The 15,386-nt window shown below is 72.4% G+C and carries 17 protein-coding genes; 2 read left to right on the top strand and 15 right to left on the bottom strand.

Going from position 1 to position 15,386, the window contains the following annotated elements:
• The first annotated feature begins 351 nt into the window (after window positions 1-351).
• Together ACIA8O_RS38745 and ACIA8O_RS38750 are read left to right on the top strand one after the other, a co-directional pair.
• The gene (locus ACIA8O_RS38745) at window positions 352-921 is read left to right on the top strand and encodes a ParA family protein (RefSeq protein WP_396298783.1); all 570 of its coding nucleotides are present in this window, start codon (window positions 352-354) and stop codon (window positions 919-921) included.
• Window positions 921-2,084, top strand: a complete 1,164-nt coding sequence (locus ACIA8O_RS38750) for a ParB/RepB/Spo0J family partition protein (RefSeq protein ID WP_396298784.1) — start codon at window positions 921-923, stop codon at window positions 2,082-2,084. The genes ACIA8O_RS38745 and ACIA8O_RS38750 overlap by 1 nt, the downstream gene beginning before the upstream one ends.
• Window positions 2,085-2,267: 183 nt before the next feature.
• On the opposite strand, the gene ACIA8O_RS38755 is transcribed toward ACIA8O_RS38750, so the two are convergent.
• The 15 genes from ACIA8O_RS38755 to ACIA8O_RS38825 form a co-directional block, all read right to left on the bottom strand.
• Window positions 2,268-2,573, bottom strand: coding sequence for a hypothetical protein (locus ACIA8O_RS38755; protein WP_396298785.1), 306 nt, complete (start codon window positions 2,571-2,573; stop codon window positions 2,268-2,270).
• A gap of 252 nt (window positions 2,574-2,825) precedes the next feature.
• A complete protein-coding gene (locus tag ACIA8O_RS38760) occupies window positions 2,826-3,359 on the bottom strand; it encodes a hypothetical protein (RefSeq protein WP_396298786.1) in 534 nt (177 codons plus the stop codon).
• A gap of 355 nt (window positions 3,360-3,714) precedes the next feature.
• Window positions 3,715-4,170, bottom strand: coding sequence for a Pycsar system effector family protein (locus ACIA8O_RS38765; protein WP_396298787.1), 456 nt, complete (start codon window positions 4,168-4,170; stop codon window positions 3,715-3,717).
• Window positions 4,171-4,255: 85 nt separating this feature from the next.
• Window positions 4,256-4,687, bottom strand: coding sequence for a hypothetical protein (locus tag ACIA8O_RS38770; RefSeq protein WP_396298788.1), 432 nt, complete (start codon window positions 4,685-4,687; stop codon window positions 4,256-4,258).
• 29 nt (window positions 4,688-4,716) lie between these two features.
• A complete protein-coding gene (locus ACIA8O_RS38775; RefSeq protein ID WP_396298789.1) occupies window positions 4,717-4,956 on the bottom strand; it encodes a hypothetical protein in 240 nt (79 codons plus the stop codon).
• Between the two features lie 17 nt (window positions 4,957-4,973).
• Window positions 4,974-5,195, bottom strand: coding sequence for a hypothetical protein (locus ACIA8O_RS38780; protein WP_396298790.1), 222 nt, complete (start codon window positions 5,193-5,195; stop codon window positions 4,974-4,976).
• A gap of 25 nt (window positions 5,196-5,220) precedes the next feature.
• A complete protein-coding gene (locus ACIA8O_RS38785; protein WP_396298791.1) occupies window positions 5,221-5,421 on the bottom strand; it encodes a hypothetical protein in 201 nt (66 codons plus the stop codon).
• Window positions 5,421-6,008: a hypothetical protein gene (locus ACIA8O_RS38790; RefSeq protein ID WP_396298792.1), complete on the bottom strand. Its 588-nt coding sequence runs from the start codon at window positions 6,006-6,008 to the stop codon at window positions 5,421-5,423. Before ACIA8O_RS38790 ends, ACIA8O_RS38785 begins: the two co-directional genes overlap by 1 nt.
• 40 nt (window positions 6,009-6,048) lie before the next feature.
• Complete coding sequence (locus ACIA8O_RS38795; protein ID WP_396298793.1) at window positions 6,049-6,555, bottom strand: AAA family ATPase; 507 nt, start codon at window positions 6,553-6,555, stop codon at window positions 6,049-6,051.
• Between the two features lie 85 nt (window positions 6,556-6,640).
• The gene (locus tag ACIA8O_RS38800; protein ID WP_396298794.1) at window positions 6,641-7,045 is read right to left on the bottom strand and encodes a hypothetical protein; all 405 of its coding nucleotides are present in this window, start codon (window positions 7,043-7,045) and stop codon (window positions 6,641-6,643) included.
• Between the two features lie 142 nt (window positions 7,046-7,187).
• Window positions 7,188-8,360: a DNA polymerase III subunit beta gene (dnaN, locus tag ACIA8O_RS38805; protein WP_396298795.1), complete on the bottom strand. Its 1,173-nt coding sequence runs from the start codon at window positions 8,358-8,360 to the stop codon at window positions 7,188-7,190.
• Window positions 8,361-8,457: 97 nt separating this feature from the next.
• Window positions 8,458-9,270, bottom strand: coding sequence for a hypothetical protein (locus ACIA8O_RS38810; protein WP_396298796.1), 813 nt, complete (start codon window positions 9,268-9,270; stop codon window positions 8,458-8,460).
• A 124-nt stretch (window positions 9,271-9,394) separates the two neighbouring features.
• Window positions 9,395-9,631: a hypothetical protein gene (locus tag ACIA8O_RS38815; RefSeq protein WP_396298797.1), complete on the bottom strand. Its 237-nt coding sequence runs from the start codon at window positions 9,629-9,631 to the stop codon at window positions 9,395-9,397.
• A 210-nt stretch (window positions 9,632-9,841) separates the two neighbouring features.
• Window positions 9,842-12,517 carry a hypothetical protein gene (locus ACIA8O_RS38820; RefSeq protein ID WP_396298798.1) on the bottom strand — a complete coding sequence of 892 codons (2,676 nt, stop codon included), beginning with the start codon at window positions 12,515-12,517 and terminating at the stop codon, window positions 9,842-9,844.
• 230 nt (window positions 12,518-12,747) lie between these two features.
• Window positions 12,748-15,288 carry an FtsK/SpoIIIE domain-containing protein gene (locus ACIA8O_RS38825; RefSeq protein WP_396298799.1) on the bottom strand — a complete coding sequence of 847 codons (2,541 nt, stop codon included), beginning with the start codon at window positions 15,286-15,288 and terminating at the stop codon, window positions 12,748-12,750.
• Window positions 15,289-15,386: the final 98 nt, after the last annotated feature.

Here is a 15,386-nt window from a genome sequence, read left to right on the forward strand (position 1 = left end):
ACGAGGCGCTGGCTGGCACGGCCTTGGCGGTGTTGGTGTTCGGGCGCTGGTGGGGCGTCAGCGAGATACAGCGGTGGCAGATTTACCGCGGTAAATTCTGACGGGCGGTCAGGTGCGCGATCTCCGGCGGGTCGCATTTCGAAGATTGTTGATCTTCTGAAATGCTTACGCGGTCCGCCTCGCTGTGCCTCCGGCTTGAGGCCGCGGATGTCCGAGTACCGAGCTGCTGCTCGGGAAGCCTACGGAAGATCAGAACCCATGAAGCCATCTGTGCTTGTCGTATCCACGGACCCTCAGGGGTCCGCCGTTGTGTGGGCCCAACGCGTCGGGGACAACCTCCCCTTCGACTTCATGGCTGCCCACGACAAGGCCGACCAGCTGTACCGCTTGAAGGACACCGGCGCGAAGATCCACGCCGTCGCCAACCAGAAGGGTGGCGTCGGCAAGACCACCGGCACGGTGAACCTCGCGGCCGTCACCCACGACGTCCTCGGCCAGTCCGAGCAGTACCAGCACATCTTCATCGACACCCCCGGCACGCTCGCCGACGAGGAGATCCTGCAGAAGGTCCTGGAGATCTCCGACGACGTGCTGGTGCCGATAATCACCGAGCCGCTCTGCTTCGACCCCACCGCGCGCACCATCGAGCACCTGATCAAGCCGATGGGCATCGACTACACCGTCGTGATCAACAACTGGGACCCGCGGGACGGAAAGGCCGATCTCGAGGACACCCAGGCGTTCATTAGCGCGAAGGGGTGGAACTGCGCGAAGACGGTCCTCCGCCGCTACAAGATCCACTCCCGTGCGGTGGCCGAAGGAACCGTCGTCACCCAGTACAAGGAGTCCGGCACGGCCTTCCGGGCCCGCGAGGACTTCTTCCGCCTGGCCCTCGAGCTCGGCTACGGAGGTGGCCGCTGATGGGCAAGCGCGTCAGTTTCCTCGACATGGTCGACGACGAGGTCGTCGAAGAGCCCGGCATCGACCAGGCCGCTACGCCGGTCGATCCCGGGCCCGCTGCCTGGGTACCGCTGGAGCGGTGCCTGCCGAACCCGCGCAACCCGCGTGATGACCTCGGCGACCTGAGCGATCTCGCCAGCATCGCCGAACGGCAGATCTCCAGCTGCTCCGCCGTCACCGCCGAGGCCTACCTCCGGTTGTGGCCTGAAGACCGGGACCAGCTCGGCGCCGACCCCGACAGCATCGTGATCGTCGCGGGTAACCGGCGCCTCGCCGCCGCACACCTCTACGGGCGCTCCGACCTGATGGTCGTCGTCGATGACGCCATCGCCGTCTCCCGTCCCGTGCTCCTGCGCGTCGCCCACGATGAGAACGAAGGCCGGAAGGACTTCGACCCCATTGAAGAGGCGAAGTCCGTCATGTTGATCGTGGCCGAGTACCCGACCGCGAAGGACGCGGCCGAGGCACAGGGCTGGACCACCTCGTGGATCTCCCAGCGCAAGTCCCTGCTGCGCCTGGCCCCTGAGGTACAGGACCTGGTCCGTCTGCACGCTCGGACGGGTGGCAAGGAGGGCATCTCGATCCGCGATGCCCGGCGCCTCGCCGCGGTGACGGCCATCGCGGACCTGTCGGCCGAGGGTCAGCTCGAGCAGTTGGCTGTGCTGGCAGCGGCTGATACGGCGCGGAAGGCCGAGGCGAAGCGGCCCCGGCAGCAGCCCGCTCCCGGGACCGGGACTGCCGAATTTACCGCGGTAAATTCGGGGGCGGGCGGCGCGGTCGGCTCTGCCGCACCGTCGGGTGCACCTGCGGCAGCGGCTGGTACAGCGGCGGAATTTACCGCGGTAAATTCGCTGGGCTCGTCTGTGAACAGCAGCGACACCTCAGGTTCGAGCACCGCTGGTACCGCCACGGCGCCGACGGTGGGCAGTGTTCCTGAGCAGCGTGAGGAGCTCACCCCGAGCCACGCTGCTTCGGCGGAGGCTGACGAGTCGGTGCCCGCCGTGAACTGGCATGACGTGAACGCCTTCGCGGACGCGATCGTCGCCATACTCTCCACTGAGGAGGCGTACCAGCTCGCGGAGGCACTGGAGAACCGGATTCTGGCGAGCAGTCAGGCCGACTAACCCTCGAAACGCACGAAGGCCCGCACCCTCAGTTGAGGGTGCGGGCCTTCGTCGTTGCTGCGGTTGTTCAGGCCACCTCAGTGGCCAGCGCGGCTGCGGCAAGCAGCGGTTGGCAGACGGCGATCGGCCAACCGTTGGGGCGGCACTCGGTTCCCTCATGTCAGTTGCGGGGGGCGTTTGCGGTCACTGCTCGATCCTCATGTTCCAACGGACGGTCTCAGGGGCGTCGACGCTGACGTTGATGTCCTTGGGCGAGCCGAGGTGGAAGTTGTTCCTGGTGGGTGTGACGGCGTCTGCGGCGCAGGGGATCGTCGTGGTGGAGACGGGGTCCATCCGCAGGGTCAGCGTCCCGCCGGTGCACAGGATCGTGACGAGCAGGTCGCCCGTCTTCGCGGAGATCGACGCGACGCTGGTGCCACCGGAGCGGAGCGGGACGGACGCCAGTGTGGTGGTCCCGGCCTCGGGCGGCGGCAGGGCGGGAATGGACACACTGGCCGATGGCGACGGCGACGAAGAGGGGGCCGAAGTGGCGGCTGGGGAGGCCGTCGGCGGGCTCGTGGCGGGAGGCGCGGTGGAACCGCTGGTGGACGTGCACCCGGCGGCGAGAATGCCGAGAACAGCGAGTGCCGAAAGCGCGTGGCGTGGTCGAACTGCTTTGATGGTCAACTGTGATCCGTCCCTGTGCTGGGTGCCGGCCGCCTGCTGCAGCCGGCGGCCGGCTTGTCTCTCATGGCGGTAGGGTCAGCTGACCCAGGTGTTCCAGCCGACGTACCAGGGGCTCCACAACGTCATGCCCGCCGTGCTGCTGGTGCAGTCCTGCCGCACGATGTGGAAGGTGCCGTAGGTCTGCAAGCGCCAGACGCCGTAGGTGGCATGCGCAGTCTGCCCGGGACCGGCGGTGACGGTGGTGGAATTGCCCAGCGAGGCGGTCATCGAGGTCTGGAGCTGGACTCCGACCGTCGCGCTGGCCTTCGTCACGAGGCCGTTGATCTCGCCGGTGAGGCTGCTGCTGAAGGTAGCGGAGACGGTGCCGCTGACCTGGGCCGCGAAGGTGGACGTCGCGTCGCGCGACGTGCCGTTGTAGTTCGCCTGGCTGGGTCCGACCGCGGCCATCACCTTGCCCTGGTTGCTGATGTTGTCGTACCACTCCTCGTACTTGCAGTAGACCCCGTCTTCGGTCGCGTCGCCCGCGTCGGCCGCGAGCGCGGCCGGCGCGGATAAGAGGGTGGTGGCGGTCGTTGCGGCAGCGAGCAGGAGAGCGAGTTTGCGGCGCAAGTTGAGCTCCTTGATGACCGTTGGTCGAGAGCACGCGACAACGCCAGGGCCCGTGGCGGTGGGGCAGTGCACTCGGAGGTGGTTGTTCGTGGCGCAACGAGTGTTCTAGTTGTTGGGTGGTTCGTATCGCAAGGCTCTGATGTTGACCCCTCAATCAAATGCCGAGGTCGCAAACCGACATGACGCAATGTCATGTGCACTAAGTGGCTCGAGTCGGCACGCAACGCTCGATCAAGCACTGGTCGGAGACCTGGCAGACAACCGAGCTGGGAGACGAACGTCCCGTGGGTGACTCGAACGCACGAAGGCCCGCACCCCTCAGAGGATGCGGGCCTTCTGTACTGCTGGAATCCGGTCAGGCCGCAGTGACAAGTGCGGCTGCGGCGAGTGCAACCAACGCGGCGATGGTGAGGCTGGTGGCCAGGCGCAGCAGGCGCATCTTGCGGTGGCAGATGCCGGACAGGATGCGCAGGCGGTCCGGACGGCGGTCCGGGGCGAGGTCGGTGAGCAGTTGGTCGGTGGTGCGGGTGGCCCAGTAGGCGAAGGAGCTGCGGTCGTCGGCGCCCATGTGCGGCCGGATGACGAGCAGCGCGAGCAGGGTAGCGGTGGCGAGCAGGCCGGCTGCGGGAGTCAGGACCAGGAGGCTGGAGCTCTTGGCCTGGGCGAGGATCGCCAGGGAGGCCGAGAGGATTCCGGTCAGGCTGAGGACCAACCCGCTTTTGTTGTCCGTCCTTGCGATCTCCTGGACGACGTGCGCGAGGGCCTCGTTGAGGTTCTGCTCGGTGCGGTCTGCGGGCTGGCTGGTAATCACTGGCGGGGGTCTCCTTCGTGGGGAACGGGTCCGGCCCGGCCTCGCGAGTGCGGGCCGGACCGGGCCGGGTGGCGGGCGGGGCGAGCTACGAGTGGGCGGGGTCGGGCCGGAGGCCGAGGCGGTAGTGGGCCTCAGCGAGGGCCTCGGTCCAGTCGCCGGTGAAGTGCACGGCCCGGTCGTCGATGTAGCAGGCCCCACCCAGCTTCTTGTTGGTGACGAGCAGCTGGCCACGCTCGGTCCAATGGCTCCGGTCGGGGTCGGTGTCGACGATCACGTCGAAGCCGTACCGAGTGAGCCAGTCGGCGACGCCCTGGTGGTGCCGGCGGTGGCGTGCGGTGACCACGAAGACGGCGCGAACGGCAAGCAGGCCGCGGACGGCCTCGAGGGCGCCGGGGATTGGCTCTCCGTAGATCCGGCCCTCCATCCATCCGGCGCTGTGATCGGCGAGTGTGAGGTCGAAGTCGACGCCGACGGCCTGGCTTGCGGTGGAGTTGGGGTCGAGCGGTACGACGGTCAACGGGTCCTCCCGGGTGTTCTGTTGGGCGGTCAGTTGTGGTGGGCGCGGAGCTTGTCGGCCTCGACCTGGGCGAGCTGGGCCGCCTGGGGGTTGAGGGCGGCGCCACGGGCGGCGGCCTCGGTGTAGAGGCGGATGAGGGCCTGCCGGGTGTCCTGGTCCAGGGGCGGCAGGGGGCGGCCGTCGCGCCGGGCGGCCCAGCGGGCGGCGAGCGGCTCGAGGTCGGTCAGGTCGGCCCGGTAGGCGGGGCCGGGCTGGTCGGTGGTGGTCACGAGGTTCCTTCCGAGGGTCAGGTGAGGATGCGGGCGATCTCGCGCATGCCGTCGAGGTGGTGGGCCTGGCGGGCGACGCGGGCGCCGAGGTCGGCCAGCCGGTCGGCGTCGTGCAGGTCGGGCTGGCCGTCGGCGAGGCGGTCGGCGTAGCGGCGGGCGTCGGCCGCGAGCTGTTCGGCGTCGAGGCGGTGGGCGGCGCGGCGGCGTTCGATGGTGTCGGCGCAGTCGTTGGCGGTCATGGGGTCGGGGTCCTCAGTGGGTGGGTCAGGCGAACAGGGCGAGCTGCTCGGGCCAGGCGGCGAGGGCTTCGGCGTCTTCGCGGGTGCGGCACCAGGCGTCGTCGCTGAGCGGGAGGCGGGTGATGATGCCGCCGCAGCAGTTGGCCCACCACTGCCCGGGGCGGGTGGCGGTGCTCTGCTGGATCAGCGGGTGGTGGCCACCGCGGCCGGGTCCGGGTACGGGCATCAGCCGGCGGCCGGGTCGGGCAGCGCGGGCTGGGCGGTGCAGGCGGCGGCGTGCGCGGCGGCGGCCTTGCGGCTGTTGTCGATGTGCTCGCCGCTGTAGGGGTGGCCGTCGCGGCAGCCGGTGCACCACCACCAGGCGGTGATGTCCTCCCGGCGCAGGATGGCGGGCTGGAACTCGGTGGCCGGCCACGGCTTGGCGCCGACGATCTCGACCACCGCACCGCGCTGGTTGGTGTAGCGGGCCCAGACGTGGCCGAGGCCGCTGCCGGTGCCGGGGCCCTGCGGGGCGTCGCCGAGGATCACCTGCTGTCCGGTCATGCGGATCTCGCCGAGCTCCTCGGCCTGACCGAGCAGCTGGAGGATGCGGTCGTGGCCGCCGATCACCTTGGCCTGGGGGATGCGGGTGTGGGTGATGCGGTGGAGGGCGCGGACGCTGGTGCGCTGGCGGCCGGTGCCGCGCAGCTGGTCCAGGATCGCCAGCAGGACGGTGAGGGCGTCGTCGTGGGAGAGCTGTCCGGTGTAGGCGTCGGTGGTCAGGGGCTCCAGCAGGGCCTCGATCGGGGCACTGAACTTTGTGGTGGTGGTCATCGTGCTGTCCTTCCTCTCGATGGCGGTGGGGCGGGGCGGGTCAGCGGCCGGCCTGAGCCGGGATCAGGGCGGGGGTGGCGGGGACGGTGTCGACCCGGGCGAATCCCTCGGCGGCGAGCTGGTCGGCGGTGGGGACGTGGTGCTGCTGGTCGGCCAGGACGTGGTCGGGCACGACCCGGCTCCTCGCGCTGTTTCGGCTGCGCCGGATCTCGAGGGGGACGTCGAGCAGCACGGCGGCGCAGGGGCGCTGCCAGTAGCGGGCGCGGGCGAGCAGGGCGGCCCTGACGTGGGGGTACAGGGCGGTGGAGTCGGCCACGGTGGTGAGGTTGCGGGAGAGGCGGGCGTCCAGGAGCAGGGTCTGGATCTGGTCGGCGACGGGGGTGGCGGACTGGTCGGCGGCCGAGTCGGTGGCCATCTCGCGGTAGTCGTCCAGGGACAGGCACCAGCTGGTGGGCCACAGGCGGGTGGCGAGGGTGGTCTTGCCGGAGCCGGAGCCGCCGACGAGGACGATCAGGGTGCCGGGGTCGAAGGGCGGGAGTGCGAGCACGGGCGGGGTTCCTTCCGAGCGGGGTGCGGGGCGGGGAGGTGCTGCCGCCCGGGCTCGGGCCCGGGCGGCAGCGGGGAGTGGCTGGTCAGTCGGTGGTGCGGGGGCTGGGCGGCAGGGCGGCCCTGGAGGCGGGGGTGCCGGTGGTGGCGGCGAGCAGCTGGACGACCTGGTCGGAGAGTCCGGCGACGGTAGCCGGGATCAGGAGGTCGCGGGCGGCTTCGCGGGCGGCGAGCTGGACGACGGCGGCCAGGACGTGGCCGCTGTTCTCGCGGCGGCCGGAGATGACGGCGAAGGTGCCGACGAGGTAGCCGGCTTCGCAGACGGTGCTGCTGCCGAGGGCTCCGGCCGGGACGGTGATGTCGATGCTGCCGCTGTCGTCGGTGAGGACGAGTTGGCGGGGGTAGCGGCCGGTGAACTCGGTGATGATGCCGTCGACGGTGACCAGGCTGAGGTCGGGGGCGGCGGCGAGGCGGGGCAGGTTGTCGGTCATGGTGCGCGTCTCCCTTGGGTGAGGTCGGCCGGGCGGCCGGTTCCGTCCCCGGAGCGAGCCGCCACCCCGCCCCGCCCGGCCGCGGGTGCGGCGGGGCGAGGGGGTGGCGGTGGCCGGGGGCGGTGCCGGTCGTCCGGGGTGGTCACTTGGACAGGCGCACGGGCATGACGACGTAGCGGTAGGGGAGGTCGGCGACGTCCTGGTCGTCCGCGCCGGTGCGGGCGACCAGGAGCGCGGGCTTCACGTTCTCGCCGACGTGCAGGGTCACCTCGGAGGCGCCGGTGGCCTTGATGCCGTCGCCCAGGAAGGCGGGGTTGAACGCGATCGAGTAGCCCTCCTCCAGCGACGCCGCGGTGACCTCCACGAGCTCGGAGCCTTGGGCGTCGTCCCCGGTGCCGGCCTCGATGAGCAGCTGTCCGGCGGCGGCCAGGGTGAGCCGGATCGGGGTGTTGTTGGTGGCGACCAGTGCGACGCGGCGAATCGCGTCGGCCAGCGCGGCGGCCGGGGCGCTGATCGCGCCGGTGGTCGCCGGGAGCCCGTGCGCGATGTTGGGGAACTCGGCGCCGAGCAGCCGGGTGATGAACTCGGCGCCGCAGTAGGACCAGCCCCACCTGTCGCCGTCGGTGTGCAGGGTCAGCGGCCGGTCCCCGTCGAAGGAGCGGACGACGTCGGTCATGGTCTTGGCCGGGATCAGCGCCCGCACCGGCTCCCCGGCCGGGGCGGCGGTCTTCTTGCGGCCCTTCGCCGGGGAGCCGGCGGGGGCGGGTTGGACGGTGAGGGTCCGGCGGGCGATGCGGTAGCGGTTGGTCGCGGCCAGCGTCACCTGGTCGCCGTCCATGAGGATCTGGACGCCGGTCAGCGCCGGGAGGGTCTCGTCGGCCGAGGCGGCGAACGCGACCTGGCTGACGGCCTCGGACCAGGCGTCGGCCTGCACGGTGGCCACGGCCAGGGGGATCGGCGGGAAGGCCGGGTACTCGTCGACGGGCAGCAGCGGCAGCGCGTACTTCGACCAGCGGCACACCACCCGCAGCCTGCTCCCGTCGGCGGTGAGCTCCACGTCGGTGCCCTTGGGCAGACGGGCAGTGATCTCGGCGAGCAGCCGCCCGGACACCAGTACCTGGCCGTCTTCGATGACCTCGGCGCTGACGGTGTCGCTCGCGTAGACGTCGTAGTCGGAGGCCGCCAGGCGCAGGCCCTGCTCGCTGGTGGTGAGCAGGATGCCGGCCATGACGGGTACGGGCGGGCGGGCCGGGAGGGCGCGGGCGGTGTGGGCGACGGCGTCGGCCAGGGACTGCACGGAGACGCGGAGCTTCATGGTGGGGTCCTTCCAGAAGGCAGTTCGGGGCGGGGTGTGGGTGGGGCCCGTCACCGGCGCGGTGACGGGCCCCAGGGGTGCACGGGGTGACGGGTGGTCAGCAGTCGAGGGTCAGGTCGCCGGGCGCGTAGTCGATCCGGGCAAGCGGGTAGGCGCCGAGCCAGACCTGGGCGAAGTCCGGGACGTCCGCGAGCGCCTGGCGCAGCTCGGCGACGTCGATGCGGTTGGTGCGCACCGAGGCGCAGGGGAGGTAGCCGGTGGTGTTGGCCGCGGTGCGGGGCTCGGGCCGGCGGGCGCGCACCGGCTCGGGTGCGCTCTGCTGCTCCTGGGCCGCCGGGGCCGGGGCGGTGTCGGGCTCGGCCGGCTGCTCGTCGGCCGCCTCGGTGGCGGCGGTGTTGAACAGGTCGGGGCCCTGGTCGGCGGCCGGGGCGGGCGGGGCGAGGGACTTGGCGTGGTCGACGTCGGTGGCCGGGCAGATCGCGCGGCCGTCCGGGTCGGTGCGCCAGCCCATCAGGGCGAAGTGGGACAGGGCGTCGGCGGCGCTGGCGAAGATGCCCAGGCCGTCGTCCATCGGCTCCTCGCACGCGACGCAGACCGGGTTGTAGGCGAGCTCGACGACCGTGCTCGGGGCGGCGGCCTTCTCGGCCGGGGTGCGGCGCCACGCCTGGCCCTTGTGCAGGACGACCGCGCGCAGCGTGGGGTTGAACGGGGAGCCGTCGTCGATGTCGGCGAAGAACGCGTTCTGCTCACTGGCCTCGATGAGGGCCGCGGCGAGGGTGGGGGCGGGCAGGATCTGGTCGGTGCCGGTGATCCACACCGCCCAGGTGGTGGCGGGGTCGCCGACGACGAGCGGCTGCTCGCCGAACAGGCCGATCCGGGCGGTGGGTGCGGTGGGCTGGACGGTGGGCATCGCGGGGTCCTTCCGGGCGGTTGGCGGTGGCCGGGCGGCCGGCCCCGTCCCCGGGCAGAGCTCCGCCCGCCCGGGCTGGGTGCCGGGCGGGCGGAGCGGTCCGGGGGCGAGGCCGGTCGGCCGGTCAGCTGATGAGCGCCAGGACCAGGACGAACAGCACGATCGGGATGGCGGTCAGCAGCGCGGGCGAGACGTCCGCGCAGCCCTTGAGTCGCTCGATCTCGTTGCTGATCCCTTCGACTTCGGCGAGGGTCCGGGCGTGGGGGACGGTGCCCTTCGGGAGGTTGGCCAGGGTCTGGCTGCGCTCGTGCAGGAGCTTGCGCTGCGCTGCGATCTGGACGTCGCGGTTTATGGCGAACAACGGGGGTTGTCCTTCCGGTTCGGGGTTCGGGGGTGGTTCGCGGTGCGGGACGATGAGGGGCGGGCCGGGGACGAGACCGGCCCGCCCGGGCACGTGGTGCCCGAACCGGCCCCGGGGTGGTTCGTTCATCCCGGGGCCGGGCCGTACCGGCGGGCGAACCTGGGCGGCGAACCGGTTCGTGGTTCGCCGAACCGTGGTTCGCGGTTCGCGTCAGACGGTGGCGCGGTTCGCGAACTCACGGCGGGCGTCGGACAGCCTGTGGTGCGCGGTGGTTTTCTTCATGCCGAGCTCCGTCATCACGAACTCGAGGTCCACCGCGTCGTAGCCGCGGGTCTCGATCAGTTCGAGAATCTGCTGAACCTGCTCGGCGGCGGCCTCCTGCGCGGCGCTGCGCCGGTTCGAACCAGCCCCAGCCGAATCGTGCCGCTCCTGGTCGGGGGCGGTTCGCGGCTCGGGGCCGGCAGCGGCCGCATCAGCGGAGCGGGGGCCGTGGTTCGCGGCCTCCAGTTCGCGCCGCCCGCCCGGTTCGCCGGAGCGCGCGGCGGGCAGCGCCTGGTTCACCGAACCGCTGGAGTAGTTCGCGGTCCGGTTCGCCGGAGTGGAGCGGGTGAGGCGAACCGCGAACTGCGGAACCTGCGCCGGGTTCACCGAACCGGCCAGCGCGATGGCCAGCGAGTGGTTCGAGACGCGGGGCAGTGAGCGAACCGGCACCCATTCGCCGACCCCGATCAGCCCGGCGACGAACCGGCGAACCGCTCCAAGGTCGGTTCGCCGAACCGCCGCGCGCCGGTTCGCGGCGGCGGTCCAGGCGAGCTCGACCGTGGACAGGGACTCGTCGGTGATCGCCAGCGACCACGCGGTGAACGAGTGGCTGGGGTAGCGGGCCCAGCGGATGAGGCCGATGGTGGGCCGCGACTTGGCGACCTTCCCGTCCGCCCGCAGCTTCTGGCGGTGCAGCAGGCTCGCGTACAGCTCCCACAGCACCATGCCGGTGATGCTCATGACCGAGAACGCCACGGCCTTGGGGGTGGGGTCCCAGTAGCTGACCTGGTCGACCATCTTCCCCGCGGCCACGTCCCAGACGCGGCCGGTGACGGTGGCGGAGGCGTGCCAGTAGTTCATGACGGCCGCACCGATCGCGAACACCCAGGTCGAGACGCGGTACAGGGTGCCGCTGTCGCCGCTCTGCCGGGCCTGGTGGTACATCCACGCGACGAACGCCGTGCTCAGCTCCCAGGCCGCGGCGAACAGGATGGTGAACGGGGCGACCCAGCCCAGGATGTCGTGGGCGAAGCCGGCCTGCCCAGTCCACGCCACGGCCATCGGGGCGGTGATCGGAACGATCGCCAGCAGCCGCCGCGAGTTGGCCTTGACGAACGCCTTGGCCTTGGCGGTGAGCGTGGTCTTGCCCGCCCGCTCGGCGGCCTTCGCCTCCCGCTTCAACCGGCGGCGCTCCAGCTGGCGGACGGTGCGGCTGGTGGCGCTCTCAAGGGCCCGCTGCGCGGCGAACTTGGCCACCTCCGCGCGGTCGTGCTCCTTCTGCGCCTGGTCCTCCAGCTCCTTCGCCCGCTCCAGCGCCTTGTCCGCCTCCGCCTTGATGGCGGTGACCCCCTTCTCCGCTTCCCGGAGGATCCGCTGGGCGTCCTTGCCCGCCGCCTCCAACAGCCGGGCCGCCTCACCGGCGGTCCGGGTGCGCTCCTGGCGGATCTCGGCGGCGGCCTGGGTCCGCGTCTGGTCGGCCTCGGCCTGCGCCTTGCCCCGCACCTCGCGGGCCGCCTTGGTTGCCTCGTCGATCTCCCGGTCCGCCTCCTCCCGCAGCTCGCGCACCTCGGCCCGGACCCGGTCGGCGTCGGCCTGCGCGGTCCGGCGCAGCTCCTCGGCCTGCTCCCGGGCTCCGGCCAGCAGGCCATCGGCCTGGGTGCGGGCGTCGGTGAGCACGGTGTCGGCCTGGATGCGGGCGCCGGTGCGGAGCTTGGTCGCGTGCCGCTCGGCCTGGTCGCGCAGCTCGGTGACCTCGTTCTGCGCCTGGGTGCGGAGCGTCTCGGCCTGGGCGGTGGCGGCCCGGGTGAGGGCGCCGGCCTTCTGCTCGGCGGCGGCGAGGACCGTCTCGGCCTGCTGCTCGGTGAGCTGGGCCTGCGCGGTGGCGGCGGCCCGCAGCTCCTCGGCCTGGTGCTCGGCGGCCCGGGTGACGGTCGCCGCGGCCTGCTCGGCGTCGGCGAGCACCGTCTCGGCCCGGACGGCCGCGTCGGCCCGGATCGTCTCGGCGGCCTGGTCGGCTTCGGCGGTCAGGATGCCGGCCTTCTCCTCGGCGTCGGCGAGGGTCCGGGCGGCGGTGTCGGTGGCCGCCTGGGTGAGCTCGGCGGCGCGCTGCTCGGCCTCGGCGACGGTCTGCTCGGTGGCCTGCCCGGCCTCGGCGCGGGCGTCGGCGAGGACCTGGTCGGCCTCGCGGCGGGCCTGCTCGCGGATCTGCAGGGCCGCCCGCTCGGCACGCTCCGTGACCGCCAGTGCGGTGGTGTCCGCGGCCTCCGCCTCCGTCTGGGCGTCGGCGCGCAGCTGCTCCGCCTCCGCCGTCCACTGCCCGGCGGTGGCCAGCTCGCGGTCGGCCGTCTCGGTCGCGGCGGCCAGGAGGGCGGTGGCGGTCTGCTCGGCCAGGCCGACGATGTCGGCCGCGCGGTCGGTCGCGTCGGCCAGGATCTCGGCCGCCGACCGCGCGGCCGGAGCGGGCGCGGCGGCGGTCTCGGGGGTGGCCGGCGGGGTGGTGGTGGTCTTCTTCGCCGGGGTCTTGGCCCGGGTGGCGGGCTGGCGGGCGGGGGCGGCCGGGGGCGTGGCGGTGGTCTTCTTCGCGGTGCGGGTGCGGCGCGGCTTGGTGTCGCGGACCGAGGTCATCGCGGGTTCGTCTCCTTCTGCACTGGTTGCGGTGCGTGAGGGCGTATGGGTGTCTGGGGTGTCTGGGGTGGGAGCCGTCTGGGATCTGTATGGGTCCCGTACAGGCGGGTTTTCGGGGGGTCTCCTGGACCCCAGACGCCCCATACGCGCAGGTCAGTGACCCCTACAGGCGCGGCACCCCAGACAGGGTTGTATGGGGTGCCGCGTAGGGGGTGTATGGGGTGCGGGTGCTACTCGTCGTGGCCGGTGCGGTAGCGGTCGATGGCGGTGGCGAGGGTCTCGGCGAGGTAGCCGAGGCCGGGTCCGGCACCGGGGACGCGGAGCTGGCCGCCGGCCGGACGCTCGACGCCGACCGCCTTGAGGTAGGCGAGAAGGTCGGTACCGAGCTGGCGGACGTCCCCGTAGCCGAGGAGGGCTGCGAGCGGTCCGGAGTGCAGCCGGCCGCCCGCCCGGACGAGTTCGTCGTGGGCGCGCAGCAGCAGGATCGGCACGCCGTCAGCGTCGTACTCGGCACCGTCGGTGTCGTCGTACTCGCCTTCGCCGTCCCCCTCCTCGCCGTCCTCCCAGTCCTCGGCGTCGGCGTTCAGGCCGTCGTCGAACCCGGTGTCCGAATCGGCCGGGGCGGCATAGGTCGGTGACGGAGCGTGTCCGGGCGGCGGGGTGCCCGCGCCCCGGCGGCGCATCGCGGCCTCGATCGGATCGGCCCACTGGCCGCGCATCCGACCGGCCGCGGTGCGCAGCTGGGTGATCTTGGCGAGCATGCGGATCATGTCCGCGCCGTCGATCCACAGCGAGCGGACGCGGCGGTAGCGCTCGGCGAGCAGGATGCCCATGCCGCGCACGTCCGGGTCCAGGAGCGAGGCGTCCCAGCCGTTCTTCGCGGCGCTCTGGGAGAGCGCCATGTTGGACTCGGTGGTCTCGGTGACCCGCATGCACCACTTCCAGGTGACGTTGCCGGACACCATGCGGGGCAGGACGCCGTCGGCTCCCTTGGTGACGACCTGGGTGGCGACGATGAGGATGATGCCGAACGCCAGACCGCGGGCGGCGAGGGAGGAGAGCGCGGTGCGGATCGCCGCGCCGTGCTTCTTGTCGCCGGTGAGTTCCTGGAGCTCGTCGACGACCACCAGCTCGAGGCCGCCGAGCTCGGCGATCAGCTTCGGGTCGTCGATCTGCTCCATGCCGTACCGCTTGAGGATCGCGGCCCGGCGGGCCAGGTCCTCGACCAGTGCCTCCAGCAGGATCCGGGCCCGCTTGGCGCCCTTGACGCCGGGCTCGTCGATGAAGCTGGCAGCCAGGTCGCGCCAGCGGTCCTGCCCCGGCGCCTTGCCGTCGATCAGGCGCAGGTTCACCCGCATGTCCAGCAGCGCGCCGGCCATGATGGCGCGCAGCGCCGCGCCCTTGCCGGTGCGGGAGGCGCCGCCGAGGGAGAGGCTGGTGTCCTTGAGGATCAGGTTGACCAGGTCGCCGAAGGCGTCGAACGCCACCGGGATGCCGTTCTCCCAGACGTCGACCTGGTCCATGTCGACCAGCGGGGAGCGCCGCGGCTCGGTGAACGGGTCCTGCTCGAACGCGGCGACCGCGATCATCTTGGCGTGGCCGCCGGCGGAGGCGTGGACGGGGTCCATGAAGAAGCGGGCCCGGTCCAGGCCCATCTCGCCTGCGATCTTGCCGAGCTTGGGCAGGACGGTCTCCACGGTGACGCCGTCGCCCTTGGGCAGGACGACGTGCGCCAGCCACCCGCCGCTGACGCGGGTGATCGCCCCGGGGTGGGCCAGGCGCAGCGGGCCGTCGCTGATCGCCCCGGCGGCGATCATCGCCTCCATGAGCTGGTCGGTTTCCGGGCACTCCAGCTCCTGGCCGGGTCCGGCCGGGCCGGGGGCGGTGTACTCGGGGGCCGGAGTCCAGGTCGCGGTGAAATCGGGCGCCGGAACCGGCCCGGGCCCGCCCTGGGAGGTGGTGGGCTTGGTGAAGCCGGGCGCGGCGGGACCGGCCGGGCCAGCCGGGTTGGTGCCGGGTCCGGTCTGCTGGGCGGGGATCTGGTAGTCGAGGGCGGGGACCTCCGGCGGGGCGGAGCGCCAGCTGGAGAAGCGGCCCTTGCCCCAGGCGATGGCGGCCAGGCCGACCGCCATGGAGGCGAGCAGTATCGGGCTGCCGACCTGGAGGATGCCCCACCCGGCGGCGATGCTGACCGCAACCGTCTTCCAGCGGCGGCGGTTGCCCATGCGCTTGCGGTGGGCGACCAGCTCGCTCGGGCTCGGCTCGCGGTGCCCGGTGTACGGGGCGAGCTCGGCCTGCCGGGCCAGGCCCCGCCACATCACGGCCTCGCCGCGCAGCTGGGCGGCGGCCTCGATGCCGGCCTTCGCGTCCGCCGGTTCCGCGCCCTCCGCGCGGCCGTCGGCCAGCTTCTCGTCCGCGCTCTTCTCCAGCGCCTCGGCCCGCTCCACCAGGCGCTGCGCCTCGCGGTTCTTCTCCTGGTCCCACTCGGCGTGCCAGGTGTTGAGGAGGTCGGCGCGCACGTGGGCGTCGGTGAGCAGCTCGGAATTGAACCAGGCGCCGCGCTCGGTGCGCAGGACGCGGTAGCCGTCGCGGGTGTGGGCGACCTGGCGGGTGGCGGTGGCGCTGAGGAAGGTGGCGATCCGGGCGAGGGTGCCGGGCTCGTCGGCCTGGTCGTCGCCACCGTTGTGGCGGGGCGGCTGCTGGACGGTGGGCTCGTCGTCGTCGACGAACTCGGCGTCCACGACGATCCGCTCGGGCGGGTAGGTGGTCATGCTGCTCCTCCAGGAGAAGGTGGTCGGTGTGGTGCGGTGCGGTGACCGTGGACCGGACGGTCGCGGCCGTCCGCACCCAGCCCCGGCCCGTGGTGCGG

The organism is Kitasatospora sp. NPDC051853 (genome assembly GCF_044452665.1).
Taxonomy (GTDB): domain Bacteria; phylum Actinomycetota; class Actinomycetes; order Streptomycetales; family Streptomycetaceae; genus Kitasatospora.

Coding starts and splice junctions, on each gene's coding strand:
- ACIA8O_RS38745 (WP_396298783.1), top strand. CDS start 352: ATGGCTGCCCACGACAAGGCCGACCAGCTGTACCGCTTGAAGGACACC.
- ACIA8O_RS38750 (WP_396298784.1), top strand. CDS start 921: ATGGGCAAGCGCGTCAGTTTCCTCGACATGGTCGACGACGAGGTCGTC.
- ACIA8O_RS38780 (WP_396298790.1), bottom strand. CDS start 5,195: ATGACCGCCAACGACTGCGCCGACACCATCGAACGCCGCCGCGCCGCC.
- ACIA8O_RS38785 (WP_396298791.1), bottom strand. CDS start 5,421: ATGCCCGTACCCGGACCCGGCCGCGGTGGCCACCACCCGCTGATCCAG.
- ACIA8O_RS38790 (WP_396298792.1), bottom strand. CDS start 6,008: ATGACCACCACCACAAAGTTCAGTGCCCCGATCGAGGCCCTGCTGGAG.
- ACIA8O_RS38800 (WP_396298794.1), bottom strand. CDS start 7,045: ATGACCGACAACCTGCCCCGCCTCGCCGCCGCCCCCGACCTCAGCCTG.
- dnaN (WP_396298795.1), bottom strand. CDS start 8,360: ATGAAGCTCCGCGTCTCCGTGCAGTCCCTGGCCGACGCCGTCGCCCAC.
- ACIA8O_RS38810 (WP_396298796.1), bottom strand. CDS start 9,270: ATGCCCACCGTCCAGCCCACCGCACCCACCGCCCGGATCGGCCTGTTC.
- ACIA8O_RS38820 (WP_396298798.1), bottom strand. CDS start 12,517: ATGACCTCGGTCCGCGACACCAAGCCGCGCCGCACCCGCACCGCGAAG.
- ACIA8O_RS38825 (WP_396298799.1), bottom strand. CDS start 15,288: ATGACCACCTACCCGCCCGAGCGGATCGTCGTGGACGCCGAGTTCGTC.